The following is a 15,581-nucleotide window of genomic DNA, read 5'->3' as shown; positions in this document are numbered from 1 at the left end:
TGGCGCTATTCCGCGGCGCCGTCGCGCACCCGTTTGAGCCGCGCCGCTTGGCGCAGGACCCGCGACAGCTCCTCGATTGAATAGGGCTTTTGCACGAGTTCGAAGCCGGCGACTCCGTCCTGGGAGAGGGCCTGGCTGTCGCCCGTGGTCAGCACGATCGGCACGCCGATGCCGCGATCGCGGATCGCCTGTGCGAGATCGAGCCCCGTCATTCCCGGCATGACGACGTCGGAGAATACGACGTCGAAACGATCCGCGTCGCTGGCCAGCTGGGAGAGAGCGTCGGTGGCATTGTCGACCAGCGTGATGCTGTAGCCGAGCTCCGTCAGCCCGTCGGTGGCGAAATTGCCGAGCTCGACATTGTCCTCGACGACCAGCACCGATATGCCGCTGCCGACGACGGCCGGAGCCGTGGTCGGCGCCTGGCTTCGGGGCAGGAGATCCGCCGGCACGCGCTGCAGATAGAGCGAGAAGGTGCTGCCCTGGCCGACTTCGCTCATGACCGTCACCTCGCCGCCGGATTGGCGGGCAAAGCCGAACACCTGCGACAGGCCGAGGCCGGTGCCTTGGCCGACCTGCTTTGTGGTGAAGAACGGTTCGAAGATGCGTCCCAATTGTGCGGCGGGAATGCCGATGCCGCTATCGCTGACGGCGACGCAGACGAAGCCGGGACTTTTCAAGGTCTGGCTCCCTGAAAGGTGCGCGAGCGTATCAGGAACGGTTGCCGCCGCGTGCACCGTGAAGACGATCCGGCCCTTGCCCTGCATGGCGTCGCGGGCATTGGTCGCCATGTTGATCAGGGCGGTCTCGAACTGGCCGGCATCGGCGTTGACGAAGCAGGGTTCGGCCGGCGGCCTCATGTCGATCTCAATCGCCGCTCCAAGCAGCGTGGCGAGCATGTCGCGCAGCGACTGCATGCGATCGCCGACGTCGAACACTTCGGGCTTCAAGGTCTGGCGCCGCGCAAAGGCCAGCAGCTGCGAGGTCAGCTTGGTCGCGCGTGCGACGGCCTCCGCGATCGCCTTGATGTAGCGCTGCCGCCGCTCCTCGCTCAGTTGCGGCCGGTTCAGGAGGTCGACGGAGGCGCGGATCACGGTGAGGAGGTTGTTGAAATCGTGCGCGACACCACCGGTGAGCTGGCCCAACGCTTCCAGCCGCTGGCTGTGCTTGAGCGCCTCCTCGGCCTCGCGCCGTCTTGCAGCCTCGGTCTGGAGATGCTGGGTGCGCCGGAAAGCGAAGGCGAGCAGGATGAACAGCAGTGCGGTCGCGGGAACGCCGAACACCAGATGCTGGCTCATGGTGGCGAGCCAGCGCGCGCGGATCGCCGAGGTCTCGAGGCCGGCGCTGACGTAGATCGGATATTCGGCGACGCGCCTGTAGCCGATGCGCCGCTCGATACCGTCCGAGGGCCAGGCGATGGTGATGAGCCCATGGTCGGGATGGGCTGCGATGGTCCGGCCGACCAGACCGTTCGGATCGAGCCGGATCTCGCGGTCGAGCCGCGGGAAATGCGCCAGCAGCACGCCGTCGGTGCGTCCCATTGCGAAGAAGCTTCCGGGGTCGGCGCCGATCCGGGCATAAAAGCTCTCGAAATATTCCGGCAGCACGGACGCCTGAATCACGCCGGTGAAGCTGCCGTCGTCGGACTCGCGGCGGCGGCTCATGCCGAAGAAGCGCGCGCCCAGATAGGGCCGGCGCGGCGTCAGCGAGACACCGATGAAGGTGCCGATGCTCTGGTCGACATGGGCATAGAAGTAGTCGCGGTCGGCAAAGCTCAGCTCCGGCGGCGGTGACGCCAGGCTGTTGACCAGCGACTTTCCGTTCGCATCGAAGATCCAGGCCGATTTGAGCTGCGGCAGCGCTTCGGTCAGCTGCTTGAGGCGCCTGTGCAGCGCAGGTTCTCGCGACCGGATCACGTCGTCGGGAAGGTCTCGCACGACCTCGTTGATCTCGGCCAGACTGCGATCAATGGTCTCGAACACCTTGAGCGCGTGCTCATGCGCGACATCGAGCGAGCGCCCGATCTCGCGATCGGCGATGTCGAGCGTCGAATTGTACGAAATCGTGGAGGCGATGGCGAACAGCGCAATCGGCAGCGCCAGGGATGCGGCCATCATCCACTGCAACAGTCTCAGAGAATTGCGTTGCGCGCCCTGCACGGTCGCTCCGGTCCCCCGACCAGAGCTTACTTGAATTTTACGCCGGGAAGGAAGCGGCTTGTGTCGGGAACCGGAGGTTGTAGTTTCGCGAGTCGCTCGCGACGCGGGATGAGTAAATTTTACCCGAAATCGTCCAAATGGCGGAACGTCCCGGGCATTTTGGCCCGGAATCGCAGCATGGAATGCGCCAATGCGCCTAGATCTGGCGCTCGACCATCTTGAGCTTGAGCTCTGCGATGGCTTCCGCCGGGTTCAGGCCCTTCGGGCAGGCCTTGGCGCAGTTCATGATGGTGTGGCAGCGATAGAGCCGGAACGGATCCTCGAGATTGTCGAGCCGCTCGCCGGTGGCCTCGTCGCGCGAATCGGACACCCAGCGGTTGGCCTGGAGCAGCGCGGCGGGGCCGAGATAGCGGTCGCTGTTCCACCAATAGCTCGGGCACGAGGTCGAGCAGCAGGCGCAGAGGATGCACTCGTAGAGGCCGTCGAGCTTCTCACGGTCCTCGTGGCTCTGCTTCCATTCCTTCTGCGGCGTCGGCGAGGTCGTCTTCAGCCACGGTTCGATCGAGGCGTACTGCGCGTAGAAATTGGTCAGATCGGGGACCAGGTCCTTCACCACCGGCTGGTGCGGCAACGGATTGATCTTCACCGCGCCGTCCTTCACGTCGTGCATCGAGCGTGTGCACGCGAGCGTGTTCTGGCCGTCGATGTTCATGGCGCAGGAGCCGCAGACGCCTTCGCGGCATGAGCGGCGGAAGGTCAGCGACGGATCGATGTGGTTCTTGATCCAGATCAGGCCGTCCAGCACCATCGGACCGCAATCATGGGTGTCGATGTAATAGGTGTCGACGCTGGGATTCTTGCCATCGTCCGGATTCCAGCGATAGACGCGGAATTCGCGAAATTCGGTCGCGCCCGCGGGCTTCGGCCAGGTCTTGCCGCCGGTGATCTTGGAGTTCTTCGGAAGTGCGAATTCAACCATTTCGATAAGGCTTTCGCTGTTCGCTCAGTACACGCGCGCCGTTCAGTAAACGCGAGCTTTGGGCGGGATGTACTGCACGTCGTTGGTCATGGTGTAGTCGTGAACCGGGCGGTATTCGATCTTGGCCTTGCCGTTGTCGTCCAGCCAGGCCAGCGTGTGCTTCATCCAGTTCTTGTCGTCGCGCTCGGAGAAGTCCTCGCGCGCATGCGCGCCGCGGCTCTCGGTGCGGTTGGCGGCCGAGTCCATCGTCACCACTGCCTGCGCGATCAGATTATCGAACTCGAGCGTCTCGATCAGGTCGGAATTCCACACCAGCGAACGGTCGGACACGGCGATGTCGGTGATGCCGCTGTGGACCTTCTCGATCAGGTTCTGGCCTTCACTGAGAATGTCGCCGGTGCGGAACACCGCGCAGTTGTTCTGCATCACGTGCTGCATGCCTTCGCGCAGCTTCGCGGTCGGCGTGCCGCCAGAGGCGTAGCGATAGTGGTCGAGGCGGCCGAGCGCGAGGTCTGACGAGTTCGCCGGCAGCTCGGGCTGCTTGGCGTTCGGCGTCAGCTTCTCGGCGAGACGCAGCGAGGCGGCGCGGCCGAACACGACGAGGTCGATCAGCGAGTTGGAGCCGAGGCGGTTGGCGCCATGCACGGAGACGCAAGCAGCTTCGCCGATCGCCATCAGGCCGGGGATGATGGCGTTGTCGTCGCCGTCCTTCTTGGTCAATACTTCGCCGTGATAATTCGTCGGGATGCCGCCCATGTTGTAGTGCACGGTCGGCACGATCGGGATCGGCTCGCGCGTTACGTCGACATTGGCGAAGATCTTTGCGGATTCGGAGATGCCCGGCAGGCGCTCGGCGAGCACCGCGGGATCGAGATGGTCGAGATGAAGGAAGATGTGGTCCTTCTTCTTGCCGACGCCGCGGCCTTCGCGGATCTCGATGGTCATCGCGCGCGAGACGACGTCGCGTGACGCCAGATCCTTTGCGGACGGCGCGTAGCGCTCCATGAAGCGCTCGCCCTCGGAGTTGACGAGATAGCCGCCTTCGCCGCGTGCGCCTTCGGTGACGAGACAGCCCGAGCCGTAGATGCCGGTCGGGTGGAACTGCACGAACTCCATGTCCTGCATCGGCAGGCCGGCGCGCAGCACCATGCCGCCGCCGTCACCGGTGCAGGTGTGCGCCGAGGTGCAGGAGGCATAAGCGCGGCCGTAGCCGCCGGTTGCCAGAATCACGGTCTGGGCGCGGAAGCGGTGCAGCGTGCCGTCGTCGAGCTTGAGCGCGATGACGCCGCGGCAGGTGCCCTGGTCGTCCATGATCAGGTCGATCGCGAAGAACTCGATGAAGAACTCGGCCGCGTGGCGCAGCGATTGGCCGTACATCGTGTGCAGCATGGCGTGGCCGGTGCGGTCGGCGGCGGCGCAGGTGCGCTGCGCCTGGCCCTTGCCGTAGTCCATCGTCATGCCGCCGAACGGACGCTGGTAGATCTTGCCGTCTTCGGTGCGGGAGAAGGGCACGCCCCAATGCTCGAGCTCGTAGACCGCTTCGGGCGCATTCCGCACCATGTATTCGATCGCGTCCTGGTCGCCGAGCCAGTCCGACCCCTTCACGGTGTCGTACATGTGCCAGCGCCAGTCGTCCTTGTGCATGTTGCCGAGTGAGGCCGAGATGCCGCCCTGCGCCGCAACCGTGTGCGAGCGGGTCGGGAACACCTTGGTGATGCAGGCCGTCTTCAGGCCGGCTTCGCTGCAGCCGACGGTGGCGCGCAGGCCCGCGCCGCCGGCACCGACCACGACGACGTCATAGGTGTGGTCTTCGATCGGATAGGCTTTGCCGCTGGTCGCGGGAGCGCCCTTGCCATTCGTCGCATTGGCCATGGGTTACACTCCGGATGACAGTTGGAGAATCGCGTAGATCGAGGCGAGCGCGACCGCGATCGAGAAGAAATTGTTGAACATGATCGTTGCGAGCTTCAGCTTCTCGTTGTGGACATAGTCCTCGATCACGACCTGCATGCCGATCTTCATGTGCCAGGCGCTGGCGATGATGAAGAGCACCATGATGATGGCTATCGGCAGCGAGCCGAGAATCTGCTTGGCATAGGCTTGGTTGCGGCCGAGCAGCATCATGATCACGACGATCACGGGGATCATCAGCAGCACCATTGCGACGGCAGTCAAGCGCTGGCGCCAGAAATCGGATGTGCCGGAATGCGCCGCGCCGAGGTTGCGGACGCGGCCGAGCGGGGTGCGCATGCTGCGCTTCGGCGTATCGGCCGTGCTCATCGTCCACCTCCGATCGCGTAGGCAATGATCCAGATCAGCACTGTCAGCGCGATGCCGCCGATCAGCGCGCCCCAGGTCAGCGCTTCACGCTCATTGGCCTTGAAGCCGTAGCCGAGGTCCCACACGAGGTGCCGGATGCCGCTCAGCATATGGTGCATCAGCGCCCAGGTGTAGCCGAACATGATCAGCCGGCCGATGATGCTGCCGGTGAAGGCCTGGACGTGGCCATAGGCGGCCGGGCCGGAGGCCGCAGCGATCAGCCACCAGGCCAGCAGCAGGGTTCCGACGTAAAGGGCGATACCGGTGGCGCGATGGACGATGGACAGCGCCATCGTCAGCGTCCAGCGGTAGACTTGCATGTGTGGTGAAAGCGGTCGTTCGATCCGTGCGGTCATGGGCTTTTGATGTTTATGGCGGCCCAGCAGGGGGCGCGCGGGGATCGCGAAAGGTCGGCTCTATTTACGGAGTCGATTTGGCCTGCGCAATCACCAATTCGCCATAAATCGAACCTGCGTTCAGCCCTAGGCCCTTGATGAACCAAGGCCAATCAGGGCTTGGTATACCAGAGCGATGGCGCACCGACCAAAGATAGAACATTAATTCATTCTATGTGACGCCGGGCGAGGCGCATTGAAATCACTATTGGAACGGCTCTAACCCGCCGGTCGACGGCCACGGTTCGAACCAGTCAGTTCATGACGTCGAGAGCGCTTCGGCTGGCCGCCGCGCCGCTCCCAATTTTCCATCAGGCGCACCGATTTTCCGCGAGGTGGCGGATATGCGCAACCTGCATTCCACCCAAGACCGCGAGCGCAGTGTGTCGACCGGGCAAATCAGATCGCCTACAGCTTCCTCAGCAGCTGAATTCGCGCCGACGAATCGGACGCGCTGCGATCAGTCGCCGGGGCAGGTCAGGGGTGATTGCAGGTCTTGATATCAAGGAGATCGTGGAGCTCGCGCTGCTGCTGATCGCAGTCGGCGCGCTGTCCGGATTTCTGGCCGGCGTGTTCGGCATCGGCGGCGGCGCGATTCTCGTGCCGGTGTTTTACGAATGCTTCCGCATCGCCGGTGTGCCGCTCGAGGTGCGCATGCCGCTCTGTGTCGGCACCTCGCTTGCGGTGATCATCCCGACCTCGATCCGCTCGTTCCAGGCGCATTACAAGCGCGGCGCCGTCGACCTGACGATCCTGCGCGTCTGGTGGCTGCCGATCCTCATCGGCGTCGTCGCCGGCAGCGTGGTCGCACGCTACGCGCCGGAGCGGCTGTTCAAGATCGTGTTCGTCTGCGTCGCCTATTCTGCGGCGGCGCGCCTGATCTTCGGGCGTGAGACCTGGAAGCTCGGTGACGACCTGCCGCAGGGCCCGTTGATGCGCGTCTACGGCTTTTGCGTCGGCCTTCTATCGACGCTGATGGGCATCGGCGGCGGACTGTTCTCGAACCTGCTGATGACCTTCTACGGCCGTCCGATTCATCAGGCGGTGGCGACCTCATCGGCGCTCGCCGTGCTGATCTCGATCCCCGGCGCGCTCGGCTATGTCTATGCAGGCTGGCCCGCGGCAGCGGCCTATCCCGCCGTCGCAGCGCTGCAAATCCCGTTCGCGCTCGGTTACGTCTCGCTGATCGGCGCCGTGCTGGTGATGCCGATGAGTCTTGTGACAGCGCCGTTAGGCGTGCGAGCCGCGCACGCGATGTCGAAGCGGACGCTGGAAGTGGCGTTCGGTTGCTATCTGTTTATCGTGGGCAGCCGGTTTGTGATGAGCCTGGTCGGCGGGCAGTAGCCACCGCACACTTCGTCATTGCGAGCGACGCGAAGCAATCCAGAATCGTCCCGCAGCGACAGTCTGGATTGCTTCGTCGCAAGTGCTCCTCGCAATGACGGCGTTGAGAGTTGTGTGCAACAGCTCCTACTTCTTCGCGAAAATATCCTTGTACGTATCCCGCAAAATGTTCTTCTGCACCTTGCCCATGGTGTTGCGCGGTAGCTCGTCGACGACGAACACGCGCTTGGGCATCTTGAACTTTGCCAGCCGTCCGTCGAGCGCTTTCAGCACCGCGGCTTCGGTGACCTCGGCGCCCTTGTTGCAAACGAGAACCGCCGTGACGCCCTCGCCGAAATCGGCATGGGGCAAACCGATCACGGCGGATTCGATCACACCCGGCATCGCGTCGATCTCGCTTTCGATTTCCTTCGGATAGACGTTGAAGCCGCCGGAGATGACGAGATCCTTGCCGCGGCCGAGGATGTGGACGTAGCCCTTGCTATCGATCTTGCCGAGATCGCCGGTGATGAAGAAGCCGTCGGGACGGAATTCGGACTTGGTCTTCTCCGGCATGCGCCAATAGCCTTTGAAGACGTTCGGGCCTTTGACCTCGATCATGCCAATCTCGTCGCGTGGCAGCTCCTTAGCCGTCTCCGGATCGGTCACGCGGACGGAGACGCCGGGCAGAGGGAAGCCGACCGCGCCGGGCACGCGCTCGCCGTCATAGGGGTTCGACGTGTTCATGTTGGTTTCGGTCATGCCGTAGCGCTCGAGCACGGCGTGTCCCGTCCGCGCCGACCATTCGCGATGGGTTTCGGCCAATAGCGGCGCCGAGCCCGAGATAAACAGCCGCATATGTTTTGCGGTGTCGCGCGACAGCGCGGGGTTCTGCAGAAGCCGCGTGTAGAACGTCGGCACGCCCATCAGCACCGTGGCGCGCGCCATCAGCTTGATGATGAGGTCCGGATCGAGCTTCGGCAGGAAGATCATCGAGGCGCGGGCGAACAGCGTCACGTTGGTCGCCACGAACAGGCCGTGGGTGTGGTAGATCGGCAGTGCGTGGATCAGCACGTCCTTGTCGGTGAAGCCCCAGTATCCGACGAGCGAGAGCGAGTTCGACGCGAGATTGTCGTGGCTGAGCATCGCGCCCTTGGAGCGGCCGGTGGTGCCGGACGTGTAGAGGATCGCGGCGAGATCGTCGTTCGTCCGCGAGACGGTCGCAAACTCGCTGCTCGCCCTCTCGGCGGCATCCGTCAGCGAGCCCTTGCCGTCAGGCCCGAGCGTCTCGACCTTGGCCTTCACCTTGGCGGCGATCGGGGCGAGCCCATCCGCCTTGGCGGGATCGCAGACCACCAGCGACGGCTCGGCATCGCCGATGAAGTAATCGAGCTCATTCAGCGTATAGGCGGTGTTGAGCGGCAGGTAGATTGCGCCGGCCCTGACAGTGCCGAGATACAGCACGATATTGGCGACGGATTTTTCCACCTGTACCGCGACGCGGTCACCGGGTTTCACGCCGCGCGCGACCAGCGCGTTCGCCATTTGCCCGGCCCGCGCGATCAGATCGCCATAGCTGATATGGGCGCCGTCCTGCGTCTCGATCGCGAGGCGTTTGGGGTCGTCGAGGCCGTCGAACAGGCGGGAAAACAGATTGGCGTTGGCTGCTTGGTTCATGCAAGATTTCCTCGACGGCAAGGCTCGTAACAAGCCTCGTAAAGCAAGGCCGGTCAAAACCGAGGGCTGGATTAGCAAAAACCGCCCCAATGTAGCAACGGAGACAGTTTGCATGACCAAAAACGGGAAACGCGTGGCCTGGGTCACGGGCGGGGGCAGCGGGATCGGGGAGGCCGGTGCCGAGGCGCTCGCGGCCGACGGCTGGATCGTCGTGGTCTCCGGCCGCCGCAAGGACGCCCTGGAGACCGTGGTTGCCAGGATCGCCAAGGCTGGCGGGACGGCCGAGGCGCTGGCCCTGGACGTGTCAAACGCGGCCGAAGCCCAGAAGGCCGCCGATCACATCGTCGCGAAGCATGGCCGGATCGACCTGCTCGTGAACAATGCCGGCATCAATGTTCCGAAACGCAACTGGAAGGACATGGAACTGGAAGGCTGGGACAGGCTGGTCCAGGTCAATCTCAACGGCGTGCTCTATTGCATGCACGCGGTGCTGCCGACGATGCGCAAGCAGCAGGACGGCTCGATCATCAACGTCTCGTCCTGGGCCGGCCGCCATGTCTCGAAGATGCCGGGCCCGGCCTACACCACCACCAAACATGCGGTGCTGGCGCTGACCCATTCGTTCAACATGGACGAATGCATCAATGGCTTGCGCGCCTGCTGCCTGATGCCCGGCGAGGTGGCGACGCCGATCCTGAAGCTGCGCCCGGTGGTGCCGAGCGAGGAAGAGCAGGCGAAGATGCTGCAATCCGAAGACCTCGGCCGCACCATCGCATTCATCGCCAGCATGCCGCCGCGCGTCTGCATCAACGAGCTCCTGATCAGCCCGACACACAATCGCGGGTTCATCCAGACGCCGCACAACAGGGATTGAGGCGGGCGCAACTGTCGCAACGGGCAAACTGCCGTAGCAAGGGTGGGCAAAGGCGCCAAGCGCCGTGCCCACCACCTCTCGCCATTTGCGTTTGGTGGGCACGCTACGCTTTGCCCACCCTCGCGACACTGTCTCTTTGGCACGCGTGCGGCGCTCACACGATCACGCCGCCCCATAGTTTCACGCATCACAAAGAATTTTTGTCCGAAACCGCTCGCAAACCGTCCCGTAGCTCGGGCCAACGACGCCACTTCTGCCTCACGCCAAACTGTCGCAGTTGCCGTTGTTGCCCAAGTTCATCGCCGGCAAACGCCGGTCACAATCCAATCGGGAGTTGCCCCATGTCGAAGCGCATTGCCTATCTCACCGCCGCAGCCTTCAGCGCCCTGGCCATCACAGCGACCGTCGTCGCGCCTGCCCGTGCCGAGGAAAAGACCGTCATGGTCGGCGGCGCCGCGATGTTCCCGTCGAAGAACATCGTCCAGAATGCCGTCAACTCGAAGGATCACACCACGCTGGTGGCGGCGGTGAAGGCGGCCGGCCTGGTTCCGACGCTGGAAGGCAAGGGTCCGTTCACGGTGTTCGCGCCGACCAACGCCGCCTTCGGCAAGCTGCCGGCCGGCACCGTCGACACCCTGGTCAAGCCTGAGAACAAGGCGACGCTGACCAAGATCCTCACCTACCATGTCGTGCCCGGCAAGCTCGAAGCCTCCGACCTCACCGACGGCAAGAAGCTCAAGACCGTCGAGGGCGAGGAGCTCACCGTGAAGAAGCAGGACGGCAAGACCTGGATCGTCGACGCCAAGGGCGGCACCTCGATGGTGACGATTCCCAACGTCAACCAGTCCAACGGCGTCATCCATGTGGTCGACACCGTGCTGATGCCGGCGACGTAACACCGCGCACCCCTGTTTAGTCCCCCGAGCGGGGATGAACGGCAAAGCGAGCCGGGGGTCCCCCCGGCTCGCTTTATTGTGAGAAGCTGCCCGCCAGTTTCGCGAAAACGCCGATGTAACGAAGGCGTAGCGACTGGCGTATAATTACCAACGCGATCTCACAGGACGGAACCACCATGGCGAGCCTAGCCACAGTCGACGAGCACATCGAAGCGGCCCCGACCAGGACGATCCAGCCGGCCTGGGTTCGGGTCATGCACTGGACCAACGCCGTTGCCATGGTCCTGATGATCCTGTCGGGCTGGCAGATCTACAACGCCTCGCCGCTGTTCGGCTTCAGCTTTCCGCGCGAATACACGCTCGGCGGCTGGCTCGCCGGCGGTCTTCTTTGGCATTTTGCCGCGATGTGGCTGCTGATGATCAACGGCCTTGCCTATCTCATCACCGGTTTCGTATCCGGCCGCTTCGCCAAGAAGCTGTTGCCGATCACGCCGTCGGGTGTGCTCCACGATGTCAGGGCCGCGCTGACCTTCAAGCTTAGCCATGACGATCTCAGCGTCTACAATTACGTTCAGCGTGCGCTCTATGCCGGCATCATCTTGGTCGGCGTGCTGATCGTGCTGTCGGGCCTGTCGATGTGGAAGCCGGTGCAGCTTTACTATCTGGTAAAGCTGTTCGGCGATTACCCGACCGCGCGCTACGTCCATTTCTTCTGCATGGCTGCGATCTGCGCTTTCATGGTCATTCACGTGCTGCTCGCGCTGCTGGTGCCGAAGAGCCTGCGCGCGATGATCATCGGTCGCTGAGAGGGAGAATCACAATGGCGAAGCGTTCATTCCTGATCCCCGGCGTCGACAAGCGGCTGCTGATCAAGGACTCCCTCAAGACCATGCCCGATCCCACCCGCCGCCGCTTCATCGCGGGCGGCGCCAGCCTCGGCGCGCTGACACTGCTCACCGGCTGCGACGTGATCGACTCGTCCTCGGCGGACACGATGCTGGCGAAGATCTCGAAATTCAACGACGCCGTGCAGGATTTCATCTTCAATCCCGACGCACTGGCGCCGACGTTCCCCGAGAGCGCGATTACAAAGCCGTTTCCGTTCAACGCCTATTACGATCTCGACGACGCGCCGGAGGTGGATGGCGATGCCTGGAAGCTCGAGGTGCGCGGTCTCGTCGACAACAAGAAGTCGTGGACGCTTCCCGAGCTCACCAGGCTGCCGCAGTTCACGCAAATCACGCGCCACATCTGCGTCGAAGGCTGGAGCGCGATCGGCAGCTGGACCGGCACGCCGCTGCGCGATTTCCTGAAACTGATCGGCGCCGATACGCGCGCGAAATACGTCTGGTTCCAGTGCGCCGACAAGGACGGCTACAATTCGCCGCTCGACATGCGCACCGCCCTGCATCCGCAGACCCAGATGACGTTCAAATACGCCAACGAGACCTTGCCGCGCGCTTACGGCTTTCCGATGAAGATCCGGGTGCCCACAAAACTCGGGTTCAAGAATCCGAAATACGTGGTCTCGATGGAAGTCACCAACGACTACAAGGGCGGCTATTGGGAAGACCAGGGGTATAATTCGTTTAGCGGGAGCTGACGGCTACTACTAGCTCCGCTGCCGTAGGGTGGGCAAAGCGAAGCGTGCCCACCAGTGTTGTGTCAGCGATGACTGTCATGGTGGGCACGGCGCTACGCGCCTTTGCCCACCCTACGGCACCGAGACCTTCGGACCGACCTTCCGCTGAAGCAACGCTAGCACCGCCCCTAGCGCCAGCAACCCCGCCGAGACATTCAGTGCGTAGCTCAAACTCCCCAGCGCATCCGTGATCGCGCCGACCACGATCGGGCCCAACGTCTGGCCAACGCCGAACGAGATCGTCATCGCCGCGATCGCGCGCGGCCATACCTCCGGCGGATAGTTGAAGCGTACGAACGCCGTGGTCGACCCGACCACGGCGAAGAAGGCGACGCCGAACACCACCGCGGAGGTCGCAAGCCACGTGATCGAATGTCCCAGCATCGGCAAACCGGCGCCGATCGCGTTGGTGCCGAGGATGATGGCGGTGGCGAGCCCGCCGCGATCGAGCGCGAGCACGCGACGCCAGATCCAGGGCGTCACGAAAGCGCTCATGCCGATCAGGCCCCAGAATCCCGCCTGCGCCGCGGCGCCGCCGCCGCCGTCGCGCACATAGGCGATCATGAAGGTCATGTAGGCGATGTAGCCCGCGCCAAACAGGAAGTAGGCGGCGAGATAGATCAACGCGGGAAGAATCCTGAAAGCGGCGTGGCTGCCTTCCGAAAAACGCGCGCCGCTCTCGATCCGGACCAGGAACAGCGGCACGGTCATCGCGGCCGAGAGCAGCGTCATCGCCCACCACACGATCCACCACGAGCCCGGGCCGAAATGCTGCAGCGTGAACGGTGCGATCAGCCCGGAGGAGAGAATGCCGATGCCGGGGCCGGCATAGAACAGACTGAGCAGGAAATTGGCCCGCTCCGGGCGCGACTGCGCGACGGTCGCGGCGAGCGCGCCGCCGGCCACGAAGCCAGCCGCGGCGCCGATACCGAGCACCAGCCGCGCCAGGCTCAGCGCGAAAAAATTTCCGGTCAAGGCGCAGACCGCCAGCGCAGCGACGCAGGCCACGGTTCCGCCGCGGATCGCCGCCGCCCAGCCGACGCGCTGGATCAGCCGGGACGCCATCAGCGCGCCCACGAGGTAGCCGACGGCGTTGATGGTGTTCATGAAACCGGCCGCCGAGTAGGACCAGCCGAGATCCTCCCGCATATCAGGCAGCACCAGCGCATAGGCAAAGCGGCCGATGCCGAGCCCGACCGTCGCGGCAAGCGACAGGGTCAGGATCAGCCGCGCGGGATGTGCGTCGGGCGAGGGGCGGTTAGGTGCGAGCAAAGGGTACTCCGGCCGGCGCAGTGTGGCAGGCCCCGTCCGCCTTGCACAGCCGCGCGGCGGCAATGGTGTCTTGCCAAGCACGCAACGCCGCTCTAGCACTCCGGCCGAATTCGATCTCAGAGGAAACGACCATGGCGACCCATAAATTGCTGCTGCTCCCCGGCGACGGTATCGGCCCCGAGGTGATGGGCGAGGTGAAGCGGCTGATCGATTGGCTCAATTCGGCCGGGATCGCCAAATTCGAGACCGATACCGGCCTCGTCGGCGGCTCGGCCTATGACGCCCACAAGGTGTCGATCTCCGAGGGCGACATGGCCAAGGCGCTGGCTGCCGACGCCATCATCTTCGGCGCGGTCGGCGGTCCGAAGTGGGATGCGGTGCCTTACGAGGTGCGCCCCGAAGCCGGCCTGCTGCGCCTGCGCAAGGATCTCGCTTTGTTCGCCAACCTCCGCCCGGCCGTGTGCTATCCGGCGCTGGCGGATGCTTCCAGCCTGAAGCGCGAGGCGGTCGAGGGTCTCGACATCGTCATCGTGCGCGAGCTCACCGGCGGCGTCTATTTCGGCGAGCCCAAGACCATCACCGATCTCGGCAACGGCCAGAAGCGCGCCATCGATACCCAGGTCTACGACACCTATGAGATCGAGCGCATCGGCCGCGTCGCCTTCGAGCTGGCCCGGAAGCGCAAGAACAAGGTGACGTCGATGGAGAAGCGCAACGTCATGAAGTCGGGCGTGCTCTGGAACGAGGTCATGACCCAGGTCCACAAGCGCGAATACCCGGATGTCACGCTCGAGCATCAGCTTGCTGACTCCGGCGGCATGATGCTGGTGAAGGCGCCGAAGCAGTTCGACGTCATCGTCACCGACAATTTGTTCGGCGACATGCTGTCCGACATCGCGGCGATGCTGACGGGATCGCTCGGCATGCTGCCCTCGGCCTCGCTCGGCGAAGTCGACGTCAAGAGCAAGAAGCGCAAGGCGCTGTACGAGCCCGTGCACGGTTCGGCGCCTGATATCGCAGGCCAGGGCCTCGCCAATCCGATCGCGATGATCTCGTCGTTCGGCATGGCGCTGCGCTATTCCTTCGACATGGGTGCGCTCGCCGACAAGGTCGACGCCGCGATCGCCGCCGTGCTCGCCAGCGGTCTTCGGACTGCCGACATCAAGTCGGAAGGCACGAAGGCTGCCTCGACCACGCAGATGGGCGAAGCGATCCTGAAGGAACTGCAGAAGCTGCACGCGTAAGGCGGGCACAGAACCGTAGGGTGGGTTAGCCTTGCGGACTGCGCGAAGCGCAGACCGCTTGGCGTAACCCACCTCTTCTATCTCCGCGGAAATCAAAGTGGTGGGTTACGCCTTCGGCTAACCCACCCTACGGCACCTGCTCTCGGAGCCACCTCATGGATGCCTCTTCCCGCCCCAAGATCGCGGAAACCATCATCCATGACACGGTGCGCCAGCGCGAGGCGCAGATCGGGCGGCGCTGCGAGATCCTGAGCCACACGCGCATCGAATATGCCTTGCTCGGCGACTATTCTTATCTCGGCGAGAATTGCGATGTCGCCGATGCCGTGATCGGCAAATTCACCGCCATCGCCAATTCGGTGCGGATCGGCGCGCCGAACCATCCGATGGGCCGCCCGTCGCAGCATCGCTTCACCTATGTCCCGGAATATTATGACGCGACGGCGAGCCGCGACCGCGACTTCTTCGCGGACCGCCGCGGCGACCGCGTCATCGTCGGCAATGATGTCTGGATCGGCCACGCCGCGATCCTGCTACCGGGCGTCACGGTCGGCGACGGTGCGGTGATCGGAGCGGGCGCAGTCGTCAGCCGCGATGTCGCGCCCTACACCATCGTCGGCGGCGTTCCGGCGCGCGCCATCCGCAAGCGCTTTGATGACGCCGTCGCTGACAGCCTGCGCCGCATCGCCTGGTGGGACTGGCCGGATCAGCTCATCTTCGAGCGCCTCGCCGATTTCCGCTCCGAGGCGATCGAAGAATTTTGCCGGCGATATGACCCGGAAGCCAACGCGTGAAGCACAC

Annotated in this window: 14 protein-coding genes; 7 read left to right on the top strand and 7 right to left on the bottom strand. The window is 64.0% G+C overall.

Annotated elements, in window-relative coordinates:
• Window positions 1-5 precede the first annotated feature (5 nt).
• From ABIA96_RS21650 to sdhC, 5 genes are all read right to left on the bottom strand, one after another.
• Entirely contained in the window at window positions 6-2,159 is a 2,154-nt protein-coding gene (locus ABIA96_RS21650; protein WP_354139080.1) for a hybrid sensor histidine kinase/response regulator family protein, read from the bottom strand.
• Between the two features lie 196 nt (window positions 2,160-2,355).
• Window positions 2,356-3,138, bottom strand: a complete 783-nt coding sequence (locus ABIA96_RS21645; RefSeq protein WP_354139079.1) for a succinate dehydrogenase iron-sulfur subunit — start codon at window positions 3,136-3,138, stop codon at window positions 2,356-2,358.
• Between the two features lie 42 nt (window positions 3,139-3,180).
• Window positions 3,181-5,010, bottom strand: a complete 1,830-nt coding sequence (sdhA, locus tag ABIA96_RS21640; protein WP_354139078.1) for a succinate dehydrogenase flavoprotein subunit — start codon at window positions 5,008-5,010, stop codon at window positions 3,181-3,183.
• Between the two features lie 3 nt (window positions 5,011-5,013).
• On the bottom strand, window positions 5,014-5,418 hold the full coding sequence (gene sdhD, locus ABIA96_RS21635; protein ID WP_354139077.1) for a succinate dehydrogenase, hydrophobic membrane anchor protein: 405 nt from the start codon (window positions 5,416-5,418) through the stop codon (window positions 5,014-5,016).
• Complete coding sequence (gene sdhC, locus ABIA96_RS21630; protein WP_354139076.1) at window positions 5,415-5,813, bottom strand: succinate dehydrogenase, cytochrome b556 subunit; 399 nt, start codon at window positions 5,811-5,813, stop codon at window positions 5,415-5,417. The genes sdhD and sdhC overlap by 4 nt, the downstream gene beginning before the upstream one ends.
• A gap of 522 nt (window positions 5,814-6,335) precedes the next feature.
• On the opposite strand from sdhC, the gene ABIA96_RS21625 reads away from it, so the two are divergent.
• Window positions 6,336-7,196 carry a sulfite exporter TauE/SafE family protein gene (locus ABIA96_RS21625; protein ID WP_354139075.1) on the top strand — a complete coding sequence of 287 codons (861 nt, stop codon included), beginning with the start codon at window positions 6,336-6,338 and terminating at the stop codon, window positions 7,194-7,196.
• Between the two features lie 126 nt (window positions 7,197-7,322).
• Here the strand turns inward: ABIA96_RS21625 and ABIA96_RS21620 are convergent, their stop codons facing one another.
• A complete protein-coding gene (locus tag ABIA96_RS21620) occupies window positions 7,323-8,852 on the bottom strand; it encodes a malonate--CoA ligase (RefSeq protein WP_354139074.1) in 1,530 nt (509 codons plus the stop codon).
• A 112-nt stretch (window positions 8,853-8,964) separates the two neighbouring features.
• Here ABIA96_RS21620 and ABIA96_RS21615 point away from each other — a divergent pair, with 112 nt between their 5' ends.
• The 4 genes from ABIA96_RS21615 to ABIA96_RS21600 all read left to right on the top strand — a co-directional run bounded on the left by ABIA96_RS21615 (window position 8,965) and on the right by ABIA96_RS21600 (window position 12,225).
• Window positions 8,965-9,726 carry an SDR family oxidoreductase gene (locus ABIA96_RS21615; RefSeq protein ID WP_354139073.1) on the top strand — a complete coding sequence of 254 codons (762 nt, stop codon included), beginning with the start codon at window positions 8,965-8,967 and terminating at the stop codon, window positions 9,724-9,726.
• A gap of 341 nt (window positions 9,727-10,067) precedes the next feature.
• Entirely contained in the window at window positions 10,068-10,622 is a 555-nt protein-coding gene (locus ABIA96_RS21610) for a fasciclin domain-containing protein (protein ID WP_354139072.1), read from the top strand.
• Window positions 10,623-10,798: 176 nt separating this feature from the next.
• Window positions 10,799-11,428 (top strand): cytochrome b/b6 domain-containing protein, encoded by a 630-nt coding sequence (locus ABIA96_RS21605; RefSeq protein ID WP_354139071.1) that lies wholly within the window; start codon window positions 10,799-10,801, stop codon window positions 11,426-11,428.
• A gap of 14 nt (window positions 11,429-11,442) precedes the next feature.
• Window positions 11,443-12,225: a molybdopterin-binding protein gene (locus ABIA96_RS21600; protein ID WP_354139070.1), complete on the top strand. Its 783-nt coding sequence runs from the start codon at window positions 11,443-11,445 to the stop codon at window positions 12,223-12,225.
• A 111-nt stretch (window positions 12,226-12,336) separates the two neighbouring features.
• Here the strand turns inward: ABIA96_RS21600 and ABIA96_RS21595 are convergent, their stop codons facing one another.
• On the bottom strand, window positions 12,337-13,536 hold the full coding sequence (locus tag ABIA96_RS21595) for a YbfB/YjiJ family MFS transporter (protein ID WP_354139069.1): 1,200 nt from the start codon (window positions 13,534-13,536) through the stop codon (window positions 12,337-12,339).
• A gap of 131 nt (window positions 13,537-13,667) precedes the next feature.
• Here ABIA96_RS21595 and leuB point away from each other — a divergent pair, with 131 nt between their 5' ends.
• Together leuB and ABIA96_RS21585 are read left to right on the top strand one after the other, a co-directional pair.
• Window positions 13,668-14,780 (top strand): 3-isopropylmalate dehydrogenase, encoded by a 1,113-nt coding sequence (leuB, locus tag ABIA96_RS21590; RefSeq protein ID WP_354139068.1) that lies wholly within the window; start codon window positions 13,668-13,670, stop codon window positions 14,778-14,780.
• 155 nt (window positions 14,781-14,935) lie between these two features.
• Window positions 14,936-15,574, top strand: a complete 639-nt coding sequence (locus tag ABIA96_RS21585; RefSeq protein WP_354139067.1) for a DapH/DapD/GlmU-related protein — start codon at window positions 14,936-14,938, stop codon at window positions 15,572-15,574.
• Window positions 15,575-15,581: the final 7 nt, after the last annotated feature.

It is taken from the genome of Bradyrhizobium sp. LB11.1, from assembly GCF_040549385.1.
Taxonomy (GTDB): domain Bacteria; phylum Pseudomonadota; class Alphaproteobacteria; order Rhizobiales; family Xanthobacteraceae; genus Bradyrhizobium.
Note: the sequence above shows the minus strand (reverse complement) of the source record. Positions and strands in the feature narration are given on the sequence as shown.